The 16,708-nt window shown below is 68.4% G+C and carries 8 protein-coding genes and 2 pseudogenes; 2 read left to right on the plus strand and 8 right to left on the minus strand.

Going from position 1 to position 16,708, the window contains the following annotated elements:
• Positions 1–58 precede the first annotated feature (58 nt).
• Positions 59–1,367 (plus strand): annotated as a pseudogene (locus ABZV00_RS28475) (ISL3 family transposase).
• A 684-nt stretch (positions 1,368–2,051) separates the two neighbouring features.
• Here ABZV00_RS28475 and ABZV00_RS28480 read toward each other — a convergent pair.
• The 8 genes and pseudogenes from ABZV00_RS28480 to ABZV00_RS28515 form a co-directional block, all read right to left on the minus strand.
• Positions 2,052–8,291: a S8 family serine peptidase gene (locus tag ABZV00_RS28480; protein WP_355611565.1), complete on the minus strand. Its 6,240-nt coding sequence runs from the start codon at positions 8,289–8,291 to the stop codon at positions 2,052–2,054.
• Positions 8,254–8,406, minus strand: a complete 153-nt coding sequence (locus tag ABZV00_RS28485; protein WP_355611568.1) for a hypothetical protein — start codon at positions 8,404–8,406, stop codon at positions 8,254–8,256. The genes ABZV00_RS28480 and ABZV00_RS28485 overlap by 38 nt, the downstream gene beginning before the upstream one ends.
• 80 nt (positions 8,407–8,486) lie before the next feature.
• Entirely contained in the window at positions 8,487–11,441 is a 2,955-nt protein-coding gene (locus tag ABZV00_RS28490) for an AAA family ATPase (RefSeq protein WP_355611571.1), read from the minus strand.
• 168 nt (positions 11,442–11,609) lie between these two features.
• The gene (gene ribD / locus ABZV00_RS28495) at positions 11,610–12,512 is read right to left on the minus strand and encodes a bifunctional diaminohydroxyphosphoribosylaminopyrimidine deaminase/5-amino-6-(5-phosphoribosylamino)uracil reductase RibD (RefSeq protein ID WP_355611573.1); all 903 of its coding nucleotides are present in this window, start codon (positions 12,510–12,512) and stop codon (positions 11,610–11,612) included.
• Complete coding sequence (locus tag ABZV00_RS28500; protein ID WP_355611575.1) at positions 12,512–13,291, minus strand: hypothetical protein; 780 nt, start codon at positions 13,289–13,291, stop codon at positions 12,512–12,514. Before ABZV00_RS28500 ends, ribD begins: the two co-directional genes overlap by 1 nt.
• 61 nt (positions 13,292–13,352) lie before the next feature.
• Positions 13,353–14,429 carry an integrase core domain-containing protein gene (locus tag ABZV00_RS28505; RefSeq protein WP_355611578.1) on the minus strand — a complete coding sequence of 359 codons (1,077 nt, stop codon included), beginning with the start codon at positions 14,427–14,429 and terminating at the stop codon, positions 13,353–13,355.
• Entirely contained in the window at positions 14,405–15,280 is an 876-nt protein-coding gene (locus tag ABZV00_RS28510; RefSeq protein ID WP_355611581.1) for a transposase, read from the minus strand. Before ABZV00_RS28510 ends, ABZV00_RS28505 begins: the two co-directional genes overlap by 25 nt.
• Positions 15,281–15,609: 329 nt before the next feature.
• A pseudogene (locus ABZV00_RS28515) lies at positions 15,610–15,741 on the minus strand (DNA polymerase ligase N-terminal domain-containing protein); the annotation flags it as partial.
• A 240-nt stretch (positions 15,742–15,981) separates the two neighbouring features.
• On the opposite strand from ABZV00_RS28515, the gene ABZV00_RS28520 reads away from it, so the two are divergent.
• Positions 15,982–16,566 (plus strand): hypothetical protein, encoded by a 585-nt coding sequence (locus ABZV00_RS28520; RefSeq protein WP_355611584.1) that lies wholly within the window; start codon positions 15,982–15,984, stop codon positions 16,564–16,566.
• Positions 16,567–16,708: the final 142 nt, after the last annotated feature.

Below are 16,708 nucleotides of genomic sequence, written 5' to 3' on the forward strand. Positions count from 1 at the left end.
TTTGTGCATCGCTGCCCCGGGACGGAAGTCGTGGTCTTCCAGATTGGCACACCTCGACTTGTCTGACGCTACCTTTGCCTCCCCTGACCTGACCAAGTTCTGCCGGCTCGACGAGCTCGGCCTGGCCGTCACCGGCCAACGACTCAGGCCCGACCGTGCGGTGCTGGCATGCCGGGTCGTCGAGCCGGACCCGTGGTGCCGTCGCTGTGGTTGCGAAGGCGTACCGCGCGACACCGTGACCCGGGAGCTGGCCCACGAGCCGCTGGGCTGGCGGCCGACGACGCTCGTGGTGACCGTGCGCCGCTACCGGTGTACCGCTTGCGGTCACGTGTGGCGCCAGGACACCAGCCTCGCGGCTGAGCCGCGAGCGAAGCTGTCGCGTCGCGGGCTGCGGTGGGCACTCGAGGCGATCGTGTGCCAGCACCTGACCGTGGCCCGGGTCGCCGAGGGGACTCGGGGTCGCGTGGAACACTGCCAACGACGCTGTCCTGGCCGAAGGCAAGCGGGTGCTGATCAACGACGAGAACCGCTTCGACGGCGTGGCCGCGATCGGGGTAGACGAGCACGTGTGGCGCCACACCCGCCGCGGCGACAAGTTCGTCACCGTGATCGTCGATCTCACCGCCGTCCGTGATGGCACAGGTCCCGCCCGGCTGCTCGACATGGTTGAGGGCCGCTCCAAGCAGGCGTTCAAGTCCTGGCTCGCCGACCGCGACGAGGCCTGGCGCGACGCCGTGGACGTGGTCGCGATGGACGGCTTCACCGGCTTCAAGACCGCCACCGCCGAAGAGCTCCCCGACGCGGTTGCGGTGATGGATCCCTTCCACGTCGTGCGCCTGGCCGGCGATGCGCTGGATCGGTGCCGCCGCCGGGTCCAGTTGGCGATCCACGGCCACCGCGGCATGAAGAACGACCCTCTCTACTCCGCGCGCAGGACCCTGCACACAGGTGCCGGGCTGCTCACCGACAAGCAGGCCGCTCGGCTCACCGCGCTGTTCGCCGACGACGCGCATGTCGAAGTCGAGGCGACCTGGGGCATCTACCAGCGAATGATCGCCGCCTACCGACACGAGGACCGGCGCCGTGGCCGCGAGTTGATGGTCAAGCTAATCGACACGATCAGCACCGGTGTCCCGAACGCACTGGTCGAGGTCACCACGCTCGGCCGCACGTTGAAGAAACGCGCAGCCGACGTGCTGGCCTACTTCGACCGTCCCGGCACCAGCAACGGCCCCACCGAGGCGATCAACGGCCGGCTCGAGCACCTGCGCGGTTCCGCACTCGGGTTCCGCAACCTCACGAACTACATCGCCAGATCGCTGCTCGAGACCGGAGGCTTCAGGCCGCAATTACACCCTCGATCGTGAAGAGCCTGATATCCGGCGGCGGTGGCTGGGAACTCCTGGTCACCGAGCACCCGACCCGTGGTCGACCACAGCGGCGTGATGAGTCTTTTCGTGGGTGTCTACCCCACCCGTGACCTGGCGCTTCTCGGCTGTCATCCTGGATACCGTCGTCCCTTCCGCTTGCACCGACAGGGTCGGCACGCATTCGCCGGCGACGGGCGGACAAGACAGTGAAGGGGCTTCTTGCACAAGCTCAGGTCACGAACGCCCCTGCCAGTGACGTGCAGGAACGGGGTCATCCGGAACCAATCGACGAATCGCACAGCAAGACAGCAACGTCGGTCAGTCGGTGAGCCAGGCCCGACCGGGTGACGCCACCTACATCCTCACTGTCAGTCGGCACGACGTGCAGATTCCGCCGATGGCCAACTGCTGGCGGAGCTTCGTGCCGGTGGCGCCGGGCGAGGCGGGTTGTGGGAGTCGGCGGCGAGGGCGCGGTCGGGGGCGACGGTGGCGAAGGGCTCTGGCGTGGCGGGCAACGCGCTTCGTCGTCTGGCGCGTCGCCACTGACGAGGAACTCGGATACTTTGCCACCAAGTGCGCGAGTACGGTCCGAAGCCGCACACTCGGTAGTCGTGGGCGGAGCCTCCCCGGCGATCCTTTCCGAGGAGGCTCCGCCCACTGCTGGCGGATAGGTTGGCTATCTCATAGGCGCGGGTCCTGCTGGACCTTCAGGGCGTTGAGGATCGGGTCGCTCTCGCCGATCTCGCGGCGAAGCTCGACCTTCAGATCGCCACCGGCGTGCTCGACGGTGACCGTGTTCACGTCCGCGGTCAGCGCACCCACCTTCGCCTGCACGTCGTGGTCGTAGAGCACGACCTTGCCGTCGACCAGAACATCGAAGGCACGCTTGCCGGCCTTGACCTCCTCGATCTCCGCGAAGTCGAGGCCGATCCGGTACTTCCCGGCGGGGGCGTTCTTGAACACGTAGCTGAACGTCTCGCCGGTCCGCTGGGTGCGGAACAGCGCGTCGTCCTCGGTGCCGGCGATGTCGGCCTTGGTGGCACGCGCCTTGCCGCCGACGTAGCCCCACGGCCGCGAGCCGAGCTGCTGGTCGGGCGACCAGACGAAGCCGTCGGCACCGACGTACCCGGATCCGCCGGCGTCGACGCCCCTCCAGTAGGCCGAGGTCGCCAGGCGGACCGGCTTGAGCTGGGCTTCGCCCTTGCCGGCGTTCGACGCCACGAGCACGTCCCCGACGAGCACGCCGGGCTCGACGTCGGCGTTGTCGGCCGTCGCCGTGACCGTGGTGGACTCGCCGGCCGCGAGCTTGACCGTGCCGGCCGCGGCCGCGCCCGTGAGGGTCAGCCACGGAAGGTCGGCGGCCTCGTGCCCGTCGTCGCTGGTGCGTTTCTGCTCGCTGAGCCGCACCTCGAGTGGGGCGGAGCCGGTGTTGGTCACGGTCACGTCGGCGGTCGCCTTCTGGTCCTTGTCGAGGAGCCAGTCGAAGTCACCTCCGGTGATGGTGGCGACGCCCGTGGTCAACGCCGTGTCGACCACCTCGGCCTGATCCTTCTTGGCGATGGTCACGGGGTGACTGGCGGTGACATAGTTCGGCGCCGACACCTCCACGGTGTTCTCGCCGACCAGCGCCTGGGCCTTCCACCGGCCCTTCTCGTCGGCGGTGATGACCCGCTCACCGCTCGGCCCGCTGAGCGTGACGATCGCGCCCGCGATCGGCTTGCGGTCGTTCGCGTCGGTGACCGTTCCCTCGATCGTGCCCGCAGCCGGGAGGGTGTACTCCAGCCCCAGGCCGGCCTTGAGGATGGGCTGGTCGAAGGAGTACTGGCTCGCGGGGTTGCGGTTCAGGCTCTCCAGGCCCACTGTCGCCGACGACCCTCGGGTGAGGGGGTTGTCGCCGCCGACGCCGTCGCCGTATCCGATCTGGACCCGTCCGTCCGCGATCAGGGTGACCGAGAAGCTCACGCGAGCCGTCCGGTCGCTGTAGAAGGTGACGTTGCGCCATTCGATGACCTGCGCCGCCAGCCCGTCCACCTCGGTCGTGCCGAAGTAGATGCCTGCCTCGTCGTCGACGATGAGGTCGTCCCAGAGCGGATAGATCGCGTCGATCGGGTACGGCGATGGCAGTGCGGTGTTGTTCCCCAGCGTGCTGGCGCGGTCGAAGGTCAGCGTGCCGTTCGTCGTCACGCACACCCCGTCCCAGGCCGTGTCGTAGAACGGTTGCAGGAAGCTGGAGTCGAACCACAGCACGCCGCAGAGGTCATCGCCGTGCCACCCGGACTCCTCCGTGCCCTGGCGGTAGAGTCCGTCGGTCACCTTCATCGAGTACGAGCGACCGGCGGGGGCCACCGGCACGGGGCCCGGCTCCGGCTGCTCGGGCTGGGGCTCCGGCTCCGCCTTGTCTGCGCGCGGGTCGAGCGTCACACGCAGCGCGGCAATGGTCGGGGCCTTTAGGCCCTTCGAGCCCCGCAGCTCCACGGTCAGCGGGCCGCCCTCGTGCTTCACGACGGCGGTGCGCCAGTCGGCGGCGTTCGGCCCCACGGCCGCGGCCGCGTCGTACGCGTACTCCGTCAGCGATCCGTCCACGAGGACGTCGAACACCCGCTTCCCCTTGGCCACCTTCTCGATCTCGGCGAACCCGAAGTCGATCGCGTAGGTGCCCTTGGGCGCGTCGGGGAAGCGGTAGAACAACTGCTTGTCCGGCGTGGTGCGCTGCGACTGGAACAGGGCGTCGTCCGTCGTTCCTTCGATCGCGGCCTTCGTGGAGGCGACCTTCGTCTTCCCCTCGTAGCCCCACGCCGCCTTGCCGGCGGCCTGGTCGCCGGACCAGGTGTAGCCGGAGCCGTCGGTGAACGAAGGGCCGCCGGCGTTGACGCCGACCTGGTACTTCGTGGTCGTGAGCGTCACCGGGACGTAGGTCTTGGACTGGCGTCCGGAGTCGGACCTCACCACGATGTTCGCACCGAGGACTCCCGGCTTGGCGTCCTTCGAGGAGATCGAGACCTTGACGGTCGTCGACTCGCCCGGGGCAAGGGTGCCGCCGGTCGAGGAGAGCGACAGCCACGGCAGGTCGGTGAGCAGGTCGTCCTCGACGTCGACCAGCACGACGTCATCGGCGACCTGGTCCGCCGCCCACAGCGCCCCGGTCGAGTCGGTTTCGAGGCCGCCGCCCTGGCCCGCCTTCTGGCCGGGGAACCACCACGCGTTCACCAGCGAGCAGTCGTCGGGGTCGACCTGCAGCAGGCGGGTGGGCCTGTTCGAGGTGAGGTCGGTGTACCAGATGGTGTCGGACGCCTGGTTGTAGGCCAGGCCCATCACCTCGGGCAGCGGCGGGGCGCAGAAGGACAGCAGCGCACCCGCGTTGTCGTGCGACGTTCCGGCGACGGTTCCGATCATGCCGTTCGCCCGACCGCCGACGTAGAACACGTCCTCCGTCGGGTTGTAGGCGAGTCCGGTCAGCTGCAGCGTGGACCAGTCACCCTTGATCTGCCGGGTCTCCTTGCCGGTCTCCCGGTCGAAGCAGTGGATGTAGCTGGCCGGGCTGTCCTCCATCTGGCACATGTCACCGGTGTTGGTGTCGAGCGCCATGTCGAACGCCCGGTACGCGGGGTTCCACGACGCGTCGAAGACCTTCCCGGTCGGCTTGCCCGTCACCGTGTAGGCGGTGTTGGTCCGCGCGTTGTAGTCGTGGACCCAGACGTCGCCGTCGTACCCGATGCCGGAGGGCTCCTTGTTTTCGATCTTGCCCGGGATGGCGATCCGGGTGATGACCTCACCGCCGGAGGTCACGCCGACCTTGCCAGCCGCCTGTGCTTCCGCGGTGCTCGCCGTCGCCGCCTTGCCGTCGACGTTCGACGGCTTCATGCCGCTCGCACCGGCCTTCCACGCGGTGAGGTCGATCGTGCTGGCCGCACCCGTCCCGGTGCGCCCGGTGGCGCCGGCGTCGTCAAGGTCGGGGTGGCGCGCGGCCTCGCCCAGGTTGTACGTGAGTGGGGCGGAACCGTTGTTGGTCAGCGTCAGCGAGCCGACACCGTTCTGGTCGGTGCCCAACAGCGCGTCGAGGCCGTCAGCCTTCAGGCCGGCGACACCCGTGGTCAGACGCGCGTCGATCTTGGCGTTCGCGTAGAGCTTGTCGAGGGAGAAGGGGTATGCCGCGGTCGTGTAGTTCGGCGCGTCGACCGTCATGGTGTAGTCGCCGACCGGAAGCTGGCGATGCACGATGCCCGTCCCGTTGGTCGTGACGGTCTCGACGAGCCCATTCTTGTTCGTGAAGGAGACCTTGGCCCCGGCCACCGGCAGCCCGTCGTTCTGGTCGACGACGGTCGCGTCCAGGTACCCGAAGTCAGGCATGTCGTAGGTGACGATCATCTCGTCGCGCAGCACCGGGGCGCTGTCGGAGAACCGGATGCCGTCGACGCCGGCCCAGCCCTGCATGCCGGTGATGGCGTGCGCGCCGGCGGTCACCGGGTCGTTGGTTCCGATGCCGTCGCCGTACCCGAAGATCACCGTGCCGGAGCGGGTGAGCGTGGCCGAATAGCTGACCGGCTCCGTGTACTCCGACCGGTCCGGATAGGCCCAGAGTTTGGCGTTGCGGAACTCGACGACGAACGCGTCCTCGCCGTTGACCTTGGTGGCTGCCGTGAAGACTCCCCCGCCGGGGGCGAACTCGACCGGGGTCTGGACGTAGAACGGGAAGATGCCCGCACCGCCGCTGCCGGGTCCGGTGGCGGTGTCCGGGGAGATCACGCCGCGCAGGCTGATACCGAGGGTGTCGTGGCTGCCGTTGTAGAGCGCGATCGGGAAGGGCAGCTTCACCGTCGCCCACACGCCGCTGGTGAACGCGACCGGGTCGGTGCCGCCCAGGTACTCGCCGTCGGAGACGGCGCAGCTGTAGCCGCCCTTGTCGACGACGAGCCCGACTGGGATCTCGCGCGACTCGTTCTGCGCGCCGACGGTCAGCGGGACCGTCGTGGGCGAGAAGCAGGCGTTGGGCTTGATGCCCAGCGTGTACCCGCCCTCGGGGACAGCGGCGATCGTGAACGCGCCGTTGGCATCCGTGCGTACCGGCTTCAGCGGCGTGTCCTTGACGGAGACATCGGCGTTCGGGACGGGCTGTTTCTTGTCGTCGACAACCCTGCCGCTGATGTCGTGCCTATTGGCGGCCGTGAGCGGCAGCTTGACGAGGGTGTCCTGGCCGAGGGAGATCGTGACGTTGGCGGTCGCGGTCAGGTAGCCGAAAACCTTGGTGCTGAGCTGGTAGTCGCCGACCGGGAGGTTCGTCGTGAACCGGCCGTCCTTGTCGGTTCCGATCGACCGGCTGAACGGCCCGCTGATCGTCACCTCGGCGGCGGGGACCGGGACGCCGTTGGCGGTGACGACACCGGTGAGGGTGCCGCCCTGCCGGGGCGCGAGCTCGAGCAGGCGGACGAGGTCGAGCCGGCCTTCGCCGTACTTGTTGTTGACGTCGGCGGTGCCGCCGCACTCGGTGTCGTCGACGTCGACGGCCGACTCGGCGAGCAGGCGGCGGGTCTGCTCGACCTGCCCGATGAGGGTCGGGTCGTAGCTCCACAGCGCCGCGACGGCGCCGGCCACGTGGGGGGCCGCCATCGAGGTGCCGGACATCTCGGTATAGCTGTTGTTCGGATAGGACGAACGGACAGCGACGCCCGGAGCGGAGATCTCGGGCTTGATCCGGCCACCCTCACCCTCGCCCTTGCGGGAGAACACCGCGAGCGTGCCGTCCGATGAGTAGGCGCCGACGGAGTAGGCACTCTCGGCGGAGCCGGGCGAGGAGACGGTGTCGCAGGCCGCGTACGGCGTGGTGTTGCCCGATGACCAGACGCTGAAGACACCCGCGGCGCTCCAGGCCTCGTCAATGGCCTGGAAGAAGTCGTCAAAGCTGTGCTCGACGGTCTGGCCCCACGAGTTGTTGATGACGTGCGGGCGCTTGGACGGGTCAGGGTTGTTCCCCTGCACGTCGGTCGGGGCGAGCAGCCACCAGCCGGACTGGAGCAGCGTTTCGACGCCGCTGCTGTCGCAGCAGCCGTTTGTCGCGATCCACTGCGCGTCCGGCGCGACGCCGACGTGGTTGGTGCCGTCGTCGCCGACCATGGTGCCCATGGTGTGCGTGCCGTGTCCGTTGTCGTCGCACGGTGCGCCGGTGCACGTGCCCCGGGTGGCCATCCAGTTGTAGTTGTGGTCGACGGTGCCGTCGGGCTTCGTGCCGCGGTACTGGTGCATCAGGGCGGGGTGGTCGAATTGGACGCCCGAGTCGAGGTTGGACACGGTGATGCCCGCACCGGTGGCGCCCATGGCCCACGCCTGGGGGGCGTGGATGGCGTCCAGACCCCACGAGACGGTGCCATCCTCGGCGGCGGCCTTCGGGGCGGCGGGGCGGGCAGCCTGGTCAGCTGGGACCTTCTTGTCCACTGGCTCGACCAGCGCGACCTGCGGCGTCGCGTGGATCTCGGCGACCTGCACCCTCGAGGCCACGTCGAGGGCGAGCTTTTCGGTGCCCCCCTTGACGAACACGGTGTTGGCGATCGGGTAGGAGGTGTATTTGACGCCTGCCCGGTCGAGTTCGGTGGAGACAGATGCCAGGGAGTTCTTCGCCGCTGCGGTCAGCGCGTCGTAGACGAACTGACCACGAGCGGTCCAGTCGGTGATCTTCTTCGCCGGCCCGAGGTCGGCTTTGGTGTCAAACGTGATCCAGAAGTCAGACGCCGGCTCCGTGCGGAAGCGGTCCTTCAGGTTCGACGCGATCTTGTTGGCGGCAGCGCCAGGATCCGGCTCAGCGGCGGACGCCGGTGATGGCTGGATCATGCTCAGGCTGACCACTGCGGCCAGCGAAGCCGCGAGGGCTTTGAGTCTCATATGGGTCCTTGGCCTACAGGGGTTGATAGGGGTCGTGGTTCTTGTGGTCATCGGCACCGTCGGCACCGTCGGCGTCGGGGGCGCTGACGCGCGGCTCCCGGGGCAGCTCGGGTGGTGGCGGGTGCTCGATGGCGGCGTCGTCACGCGCGACTGGTCGCTCAGGCATGCATTGCCCTACGGCTATGAATCATGCAGTCATGCTCGGGGGGACGAGTGGCCGTCGCTATCCAGCGGATACGTCAATTTTCACGACGGGCCGTCGAGGGAGTCCTCTTCTGCGAACACTCCGGCCTCTACCGCCTTGACCGCGAGCGCGGTCCGGGAGGTTACCTTCAACTTGCGCATCGCCGCACGCAGCTGTTGATCCACCGTGGCCGGCGACTTGGCCAGGATCCGGCTGATCTCCCGGTTCGTCTTGCCGGCGACAACCAGTTGGACCACGTCGAGCTCGCGCGGTGAGAGCTGGTCGCCGTACCCTCGTCGGCCGCCGCGCCACAGTCGCGGAACCTCGGCGCCGTGTTCGCGAAGCCGCTGTGCGACACGGTCTGCGTCGCCGCGGGCTCCGAGCCTGAACAGTTGCTCGTACTGTGCGGCCAGCAGCTCTCGACCTTGTTCGACCTGGCCTTGCGCTATGAGCGCCTCGGATTGACGCTCGCGGGCGAGCATGGCGTCGTAGGGGCGCGGCAACGCGCTCCAGGCGCGCGCCGCCCGGTCGTATGCCGTCGCCGCGCGGGCGTGGTCTCCGGCTGCGGCGACCAGCAGGGCACGGCATACGGTGAGGGCGGCGCGAGGCGCAGGCGCCGTACGGCCACGCAGTCCTCTGGCGAACTGGTCGCCCAGGCGTGTCGCGGCCTTCAGGTCGCCCGCGGCGAGGAGCGCCTCGATCCGGGCGGGGACGAGGTCCGTCGCCCAGACCCAGATGCCTTTTCTCCGGACGGTGTCCATCGGCTCGTTCGTGATCTGCAGCGCCCGGCCGCTGTTTCCGTCCGTCAACCACAGTCTGGCCAGCGCAGCGGCGGCCTCCATCGTGTCGTCGGCTGCGCCGAGACGGGCAGACTCCTCGAGGACCAGCCGGAACTGCTCCTCCGCAGCGCGCCGCCGTCCGGCTGCGGCTGCCAGCCGGGCCGCGAGGCGAATGCTGCCCAGGTAGTGCGCCGGCCGGTCTCGGTCGGCATCGGCGAGTGCCGCGCTTCGCTCCGCGAGACCCTCCCACCGGCCGGTGAGCCACGCCAGGTTGGCCTGTTCGAGTCGGACGTTGTGTTGCAACCGGGACGCCTGCTCGGCCTCGGCAAGGCGCATGGCCACGGCGAGGTGTTCTTCCGCGGCGGCGTACCGACCCCAGATCAGTGCGCCGGTCCCAACATTTGCGTGGATGCGGGCCACGTCGAGACGCTCCGCCGAGGTCGCGCCGTCGATGGGCAGGCCGGCGACGACGTCCCAGGCCTCCTCTTCGCCGAGCATGAGCAACGCCGCGGCTCGGTTGCCCGCCAGGTTCAGCCGCTCCGCGGGAGAATCGAATTCAGCGGTGAGCTCAGCGGCGCGATCCAGCCAACGCCGATGGGTCGACGCCGGCCACGGCCCCGCATAGGCCCATCCCAGATAGGTCATTGCCCGAGCCGCCTCGACCGGCTCATGGTCGAGGTTGGCCACCGCTTGCTCGAGCTCGCTGAGTGCGGCCTGCGCCTCACCCCCGGTGATCAGGAGCCGACCCAGGGGGTTGCGGATCTCGGCCTGCTGGCGCGCGGAGAGACCGGGGGTCTCCAGCACCGAGCGCAAGGTACGGATCACGCGGTGATAGACCTCGTCGACCGGTTCACGACGGCCCAGTGCGGCAACTCCGGCGATGCGCGCGACTCGTGCCCGATCCGTCGGCGGCAACACGGCCCACGACAACAGATCGACCAGCAAGTCGACCGCCTTGGTGTGGTCACCCGAGGCCATGGCCAGCTCGGCACCCTGCTCGGCGTACCGCGCCCAGGACTGCGTCTCGCCCGCCTCACGGAAGTGATGGGCAAGGCGTGCGACAGGCGGCGGATGGATGTCCTCCAAGGCCCGGCCGGCCAGCAGATGGAAGTGTCTGCGGTCGGTCAACGGGATCGCTTCGTAGACAGCCGTGGCGGCGAGCACATGCCGGAATCGCCACTGGCCGCGATCGTCTCCGTCCAGGACGCCGGCGTTGGCCGCCTCCGCGATAGCGCCTCGACACGCAGCTGGTGACAGACCGGCGGTCACCGCGATCGTGGCCACCGATGACCGCTCAGCCAACGTAGCCGCGGCTCGCAACACCTGCCGCGCCGTCGGCGACAGACGGCCCACCCGCTCCCGGGTGGAGTCGCGCACCGTCGGTGGCACCTGTAGCTCGCGCAGCTTCAGCCGGACCCACTGTCCGTCGCGGAAGACGAGGTCGGCGCGGTCGCACATGAGGCGAACCGACTCCTCCAGCGCCAGAGGAACGCCACCGGTCCGCTCGTGCATGAACGTCGTGAACTCCTGCGATATCGGGTTGCCGTCCAACATCGAGGACACCAGCGCTGCCGTGTCGTCGGGTCGCATCGGCGCCAGGGCGATCCTCAGCTGGGTCACGCCAGCAGGCAACCGGGACGTCAGCCGCAGCAACAGCGATCCGACGTCCACCTCCTCCGGCCGATAGGAAATCACGAGGCTCGGCCCGTGCGATTGCTGTCGGGAGGCGACGAACAGCAGGAACTCCAAGGTCACCTCCTCGGCCCAGTGAGCGTCCTCGAGCACGAGAACGTCGACACGCAGAGCCCGCAGCAGCTCGTCCAGGGCGCGGAACAGGCGATGCCGTGCCGCCTTCGCATCGTCCAAGGGCTGCAATGCGGGCGGCAGGTCCGAGGACCATTCAGGGAACAGGGGCCGTAACGCACCCGCAAGCTCGGTGAGCCGCAATCGCGACACCGGGCGATCGATCCCACCGAACGCGTCGACGATCGGCCCCAACGTCAGCGACTCGCGAAGCGGTGGGCACACCGAGACCAAGGCAGTGCGCTGGTCCGGCGCGGCCAACCACTCTCGCAGCAGTCGGCTCTTCCCGATCCCCGCCTCGCCCTCTACCAGCACGATCGCCGGTGGCCGGGCCAAGGCGACCCGAAGCGCCGCCATCTCCCGATCACGACCCACGAAATGCGGCGTAGAAACGGTCGGTGAAGTCCCGTCGTCCTCGGGCGAGGGGTCGAGCATGCGTGATGATCTCGCTTTTCGATGCTCGGGCGCAACTACCCGCCCGTTGGGATCCTCACTGTCGTCGGGTCTCCGGCGAGTTCGCGATACGGCTCCTCGCGGTGGGGCCAGTTGTCGCGTCCTGGTAGGGCCAACTCAGGCCGTCATAGCCAGTCAGGCGACACACGCCTACGAGTCTATTCCGCGCCACGCGCGGAGGCGTCGCATGCGGGACGTCAACGAGTCCGCGTGAGCCGCGACTTCGACCAGTCGGAAACCGATCGGTATGAGGTCGGAATGGACCACTCCCAACGCTTGAGACGGGTCAGTTCGCGGCACAGCGACGACGAGCTCGTCGACGGCGTGCAGGTGCGGTCGCAGCGCGGCACCGTGCTCGTGACCGACTACGAGCGTGCTGCGTACGCCGGCTTCGTAGGCGGCTGACAGCCACTGCGAGAGGCCGGCGCCGATGTCGGCATCGCCAAGTAGTGTGAAGTGCGCGCTAGCGTGGCCTCCTGGGATGCCCTCGTCGAGGGTCTTGCCCGCAATGACGAGGTCAGCGTTCGCGCGAAGGTCGAGCAGGAGTCGTTCTTCCGCCGCCGATTGATACCCGCCTTCCGCTGCAAACGCCCAAGTCAGGTACGGCCTACGGCGCACGGTTGCGGTCAGCCACGGCTCAAGGACTGTCAGGGATTCGTCGCGCAACACGTCGGTCTCGACCTCGACGCCTGCGGCGGTGAGCATCGAGGCGCCACCTTCACCGCGGGAGGTTGGGTCGATGACGGCGATGACGACCCGGGAGATGCCGGCGTTGATCAGCTCCTGGCGACACGCCGGCGTGACGCCGACGTGGTTGCATGGTTCAAGTGTGACGACAGCCGTACCGCCGCGAGCCGCACCTCCCGCCGCGTTAAGAGCGTGTGCTTCGGCGTGCGGCTCTCCTTTGCGCTGGTGAAACCCCGCACCCACTAACGTTCCACCCTGATCCAGGATCACGCACCCGACGGGCGGGTTCGGGCTCGTGGTGCCCAGCCCAAAAGCGGAGAGGGCGATGGCATGCCGCATCGCGGACAGCTCGAGATCTGACGCCATCAGGCAGTCTCCACAAGGTCGTCGAGGAACGCACGCACGTCGGTCAGATGACGGTGCTTGTCAACAGCGGAGCCGATCTGGCCGAGTTGGTGCAGGATCCGGCGCGATCCAGCTCGCCGAGCGATCGGTAGCGCGATATGCGCCGTGGCCGCGGCTTGCTCAGGCTGGTCAGCCGCTACATGGGCTGCGGCCTTGGTCAGCAGGGCTGCGGTGAAATCCTGGCGGTGGAGCGACGGGATCGACGGCAGCGCGGCGTCGAGCACCGCAATGGCCTCGTCCGGCCGACGCCCTATCCTCAGGCATGTGCCTCGATGAACCTCGATGTAGCCGCTTGTGCAGTAGGAGGCGTGCTCGCCTTCGGGCTTACCTGGGCCGCGGTCGGCGGCCCACTCATGCGCGTTGTCCAGGAGTTGCATGGCCTTTTGATGCTCGCCGACTGTGGCGAGCGCGTGGGCATGCTGCACGCGGAGTGCCGCCCGCACCGGCCTGGGCACCTTCTTGTCCTGCAACATCGCAGCTTCGGCTTCTTCGACAGCACGGTGCGACTTTCCAGCGATAAGCCAGTGCTGGCTGCTGCGGTACGTCGCCCACGCTGTCATGGTCGGATCAGCAATCTGGTCCGCCCAGGTGAGCGCCTTCCGGGTCCAGTGCTGGGCGGATGGGGCGTCGTTGAGCGAGTGGTTCAACCATGCTGCCGATTCGGCGTACTGGGCAGCGAGGCGTACGAGGCTGGAGCGAATTGACGATGGCACGTCGTTGAGCAGCCGATCGAGCAGCATGAGCTGAGCCGTGACGCCGATCAGCGCGTATTGCGTGTACCGCTCGAAAAGTCGGTCAGAGCTACGACAACTGGGAGTATTCGTTGATCAGCCCGTTGAGGATCTTCCTACGGCGCACTCGTGCGGTCGTCAGGTCGACGACCGGTCGTGGCGGCATGTCGGTGGCGTTGGGCGGTTGTTGGCCCCGGGCTTGGTGCGGCCGGTGCTCGTTGTAGTGAGCCACGTACTCCCCGAGGGTGGCCAGCAGGTGCCGCCTGTTGTAGATCAGCATCCGGTCGAGGCATTCACGGCGGACCGTGCGAACCCACCGCTCCGCGTACGCGTTCGCCCGCGGTGCCCGAGGCGGGGTGCGCAGGACCTCGATGCCCGCCGTGCTGAAGACCTCGTCGAACGGCGCGATGTACTTGCTGTCACGGTCTCGGATCAAGAACCTGAACCGGGCGACTCGGTCGCCAAGATCCAGCAACAGGTTCCGGGCCTGCTGAGTGACCCACTCCCCCGTCGGATGCTCGGTGGCGCCGAGAAGGTGAACCCGCCGGGTGCTGACCTCCATCATGAACAGGACGTAGATGCGGGTCAGCCCGATCGTGTCCACGTGCAGGAAATCGCAGGCCAGGACGCCCGTGGCCTGAGCGGTCAGGAACTCGGTCCAGGTCGGCCCGCCGCGCCGCGGAGCCGGGTCAACACCGGCAGCGGTCAGGATCGTCCACACCGTGCTCGGCGCCACCCGATAACCCAATCTGAATAGTTCACCCTGCACCCGGCGGTGGCCCCAGGTCGGGTTCTCCCGGGCCAGGCGCAGCACCAGGGCGCGGATCTCCGCCCCTATCGGAGGGCGCCCGGGTCGTCGTTTCGGGTAGGTCCACTTCCGGGCGACCAGCTCACGGTGCCACCGCAGAAGGGTGGCGGGGGTGACGAAGAACGTCGACCAGCGGGAACGAGGCAGCAGCTGAGACAGCGCTGACAGGACGGCTCGGTCGACGGGCTCTAGGTCCGGACGTGCGACCTGGCGGCGCAGAACCGCGACCTGATGACGTAACACAAGAATCTCGACATCTTTCGATCGCTCGCCGCGCATTCCCTGTGCCACCAACCGCAGGAGCTGACACAAGATCAGGTACCCGAAGGACAGGAACATGCCCGCCACCATGCCCCGCGGTCGGCTGGCTGGGCCGCACAAAACCGCACCTCAGAGGCCAGAACCGGGTTTCCGAGCGGTACAGGCTGCGATAGCTCGGTTCGCTGGCAGAAGGTGCCGGCGGGGCCGGTGAACACGCCGACGTGCAGCCGCTCGACGTCGGCGCGGATCTTGCCCCAGTCGTGGCCGGTGCTGGTCTCGGCGACGCGGATGAGTAGCAGCGCGAGCCACCAGAGCAGGATGTGGGCGCGGATGCGGTCCTCGCGTCGGTGGAACACCGGCCGCAGGTCGAGGGTGGTGTTCATGTCGCGCCAGCCGCGTTCGACTTCGAGGAGTTGCTTGTAGCCCAGGGTGATGTCCTCGGCCGACAGCTTGGGGTCGGAGCAGCGCAGCAGGTACTTGCCGTCCAGGCGCTGCTCGGCCCTGATGGCGGCGGCGTCGATGCGCAGCAGGCCCTTGGGTGTGACGCGTAGGTAGCGGTTCAGGCCGGGCTTGGTGGAGATCACCCCGCGCAGCTCGGCGCGTTTCGTGGCGCTCAGCGTGTCCGAGCCGTCGATCTTGTCGGTGAGCTGAGCGACCAGTCGCTCGCGGATGGCGGCGTCACGTTGGGCGGCGTCGGGGTTGAAGCAGATCACGAACCGGTCGTCGGCGCCGATGTTGACTTCCTTGACCTGCAGGTTGTCGGCCACTTGGGCGTAGCGGCCCTGCCGGGCCAGGGCGGCGTCGGCGCGCAGCTTCTCACCAAGGATGTAGCCGCCCGCGCCCTGCTGCAGGAACCTTCGGTTCTCCGCCGAGGCGAAGCCGCGGTCGGCGGCGACCCACACGATGCGGGCGAGACTCCACTCGCGCATGTCGGTCTTGACCTGGCCCGGACCAACTCGGCCGCAGCCTTCGCCTCCGGGTTGCCATCTGTGTTCCGCATGTCCGTCAGCCTGTGCAGGGCCCGCCCGACCGGCACTCCGGAGGCTGCTCCTTCATCAAGTGGAGCAGCCACCCCTCGCCGGTGCGGATGAGCGCGTATCGCCGGCGGCCGGTGCGGCCGTGCAACGTGAACACCATCCGGCGGTCGGTGCGGTCGTGCTCCTCCCACGTGCCGATGTCGGCGATCGACTTTGTCGGCGTCCTCGTAGGTGAGGTGATCGAGGTGGTGGTCGGGCACGGCGATCGCGAGCCGGTTGTCACTGGGACTGTCCGGCAGGCCGCGAGGCACCGCCCAGGAGCGCAGCACACCGTCCTCCTCAAGCCGCAGGTCAAAGTGCGGTCGTGGTGTGCGGTGCTGGTACAGGACGAAGGCGGGCGGCACTCTTGCCATTGTCGGCGCCCGCCGGCCCTACCACCTGCCAATGCGGAGAGTGACAAGTCAACGGCTGATCTTGGTTGTCGAAAATGGTCAGTCATGGCCGGGGTGGGTCGGCCCTCGAAGGCGAGCTGGCTCACGGCCTTGGCCGGCTAGACGGGACTTTGGTCCCACCCGGGTCAGGTGCTTGGGCCCAGGCGCCGGCGCCTCCACAGGAGCAGAGTCAAAGGCAGAGAGAGCAACTGAGGAGGAACGATGACCACCATCGACCGGAGCCACGCGGCGCACCTCGAGCACGTCGAGGCGCCCGGCTCCATGCTCACCAAGACCGCCGCCCGTGCCCTCGCCGTGCTGCGCATCTCCACCGGGTTCGTCTTCCTGTGGGCGTTTCTGGACAAGACTTTCGGCTTCGGCTACGCGGCGCCGTCGGCCCGCGCCTGGGTCAACGGTGGGTCGCCCACCAAGGGTTTCCTGTCCAATGTCGAGATCGGCCCCTTCCAGGGCATCTTCCACAGCATTGCCGGCGACGCCTGGGCAGACTGGGCATTTATGCTGGGCCTCCTGGGCATGGGCCTCGCGCTGACCCTCGGCATCGGGATGCGCATCGCCGCCGGCACCGCCACCCTGATGATGGCGATGATGTGGGCCGCCGAATGGCCGCTCGCCCAGCACACCAGCGCCGGCGAACCCAGCGGCTCGACCAACCCGATCACCGACTACCACGTCATCTACGCGATCGGCGCCGTCGTGCTGGCCCTCACCTACGCCGGGCACACCTGGGGGCTGGGCCGCCAGTGGGCCAAGCTGCCCGTCGTCCAGAAGCACCGCTGGCTGATCTGAGCACCGCGCTGCTCGGCACGCTGCCCGGACGGGCAGCTTCGTATGTGCGTACCGGAGTCGAGAAGCCGAGGCTCCGTCCCGAGCAGGCATCGAGCAGCAGCTGGGGCCGCTCGGGTAGCCCGCGGCAGGGGCCGGGCACCAG

The organism is Micromonospora sp. NPDC005173, from assembly GCF_040608515.1.
Lineage (GTDB): Bacteria > Actinomycetota > Actinomycetes > Mycobacteriales > Micromonosporaceae > Micromonospora.

Coding starts and splice junctions, on each gene's coding strand:
- ABZV00_RS28480 (WP_355611565.1), bottom strand. CDS start 8,291: ATGACCACAAGAACCACGACCCCTATCAACCCCTGTAGGCCAAGGACC.
- ribD (WP_355611573.1), bottom strand. CDS start 12,512: ATGGCGTCAGATCTCGAGCTGTCCGCGATGCGGCATGCCATCGCCCTC.
- ABZV00_RS28485 (WP_355611568.1), bottom strand. CDS start 8,406: ATGCCTGAGCGACCAGTCGCGCGTGACGACGCCGCCATCGAGCACCCG.
- ABZV00_RS28520 (WP_355611584.1), top strand. CDS start 15,982: ATGACCACCATCGACCGGAGCCACGCGGCGCACCTCGAGCACGTCGAG.
- ABZV00_RS28505 (WP_355611578.1), bottom strand. CDS start 14,429: ATGTTCCTGTCCTTCGGGTACCTGATCTTGTGTCAGCTCCTGCGGTTG.
- ABZV00_RS28510 (WP_355611581.1), bottom strand. CDS start 15,280: ATGCGCGAGTGGAGTCTCGCCCGCATCGTGTGGGTCGCCGCCGACCGC.
- ABZV00_RS28500 (WP_355611575.1), bottom strand. CDS start 13,291: ATGCTGCTCGATCGGCTGCTCAACGACGTGCCATCGTCAATTCGCTCC.
- ABZV00_RS28490 (WP_355611571.1), bottom strand. CDS start 11,441: ATGCTCGACCCCTCGCCCGAGGACGACGGGACTTCACCGACCGTTTCT.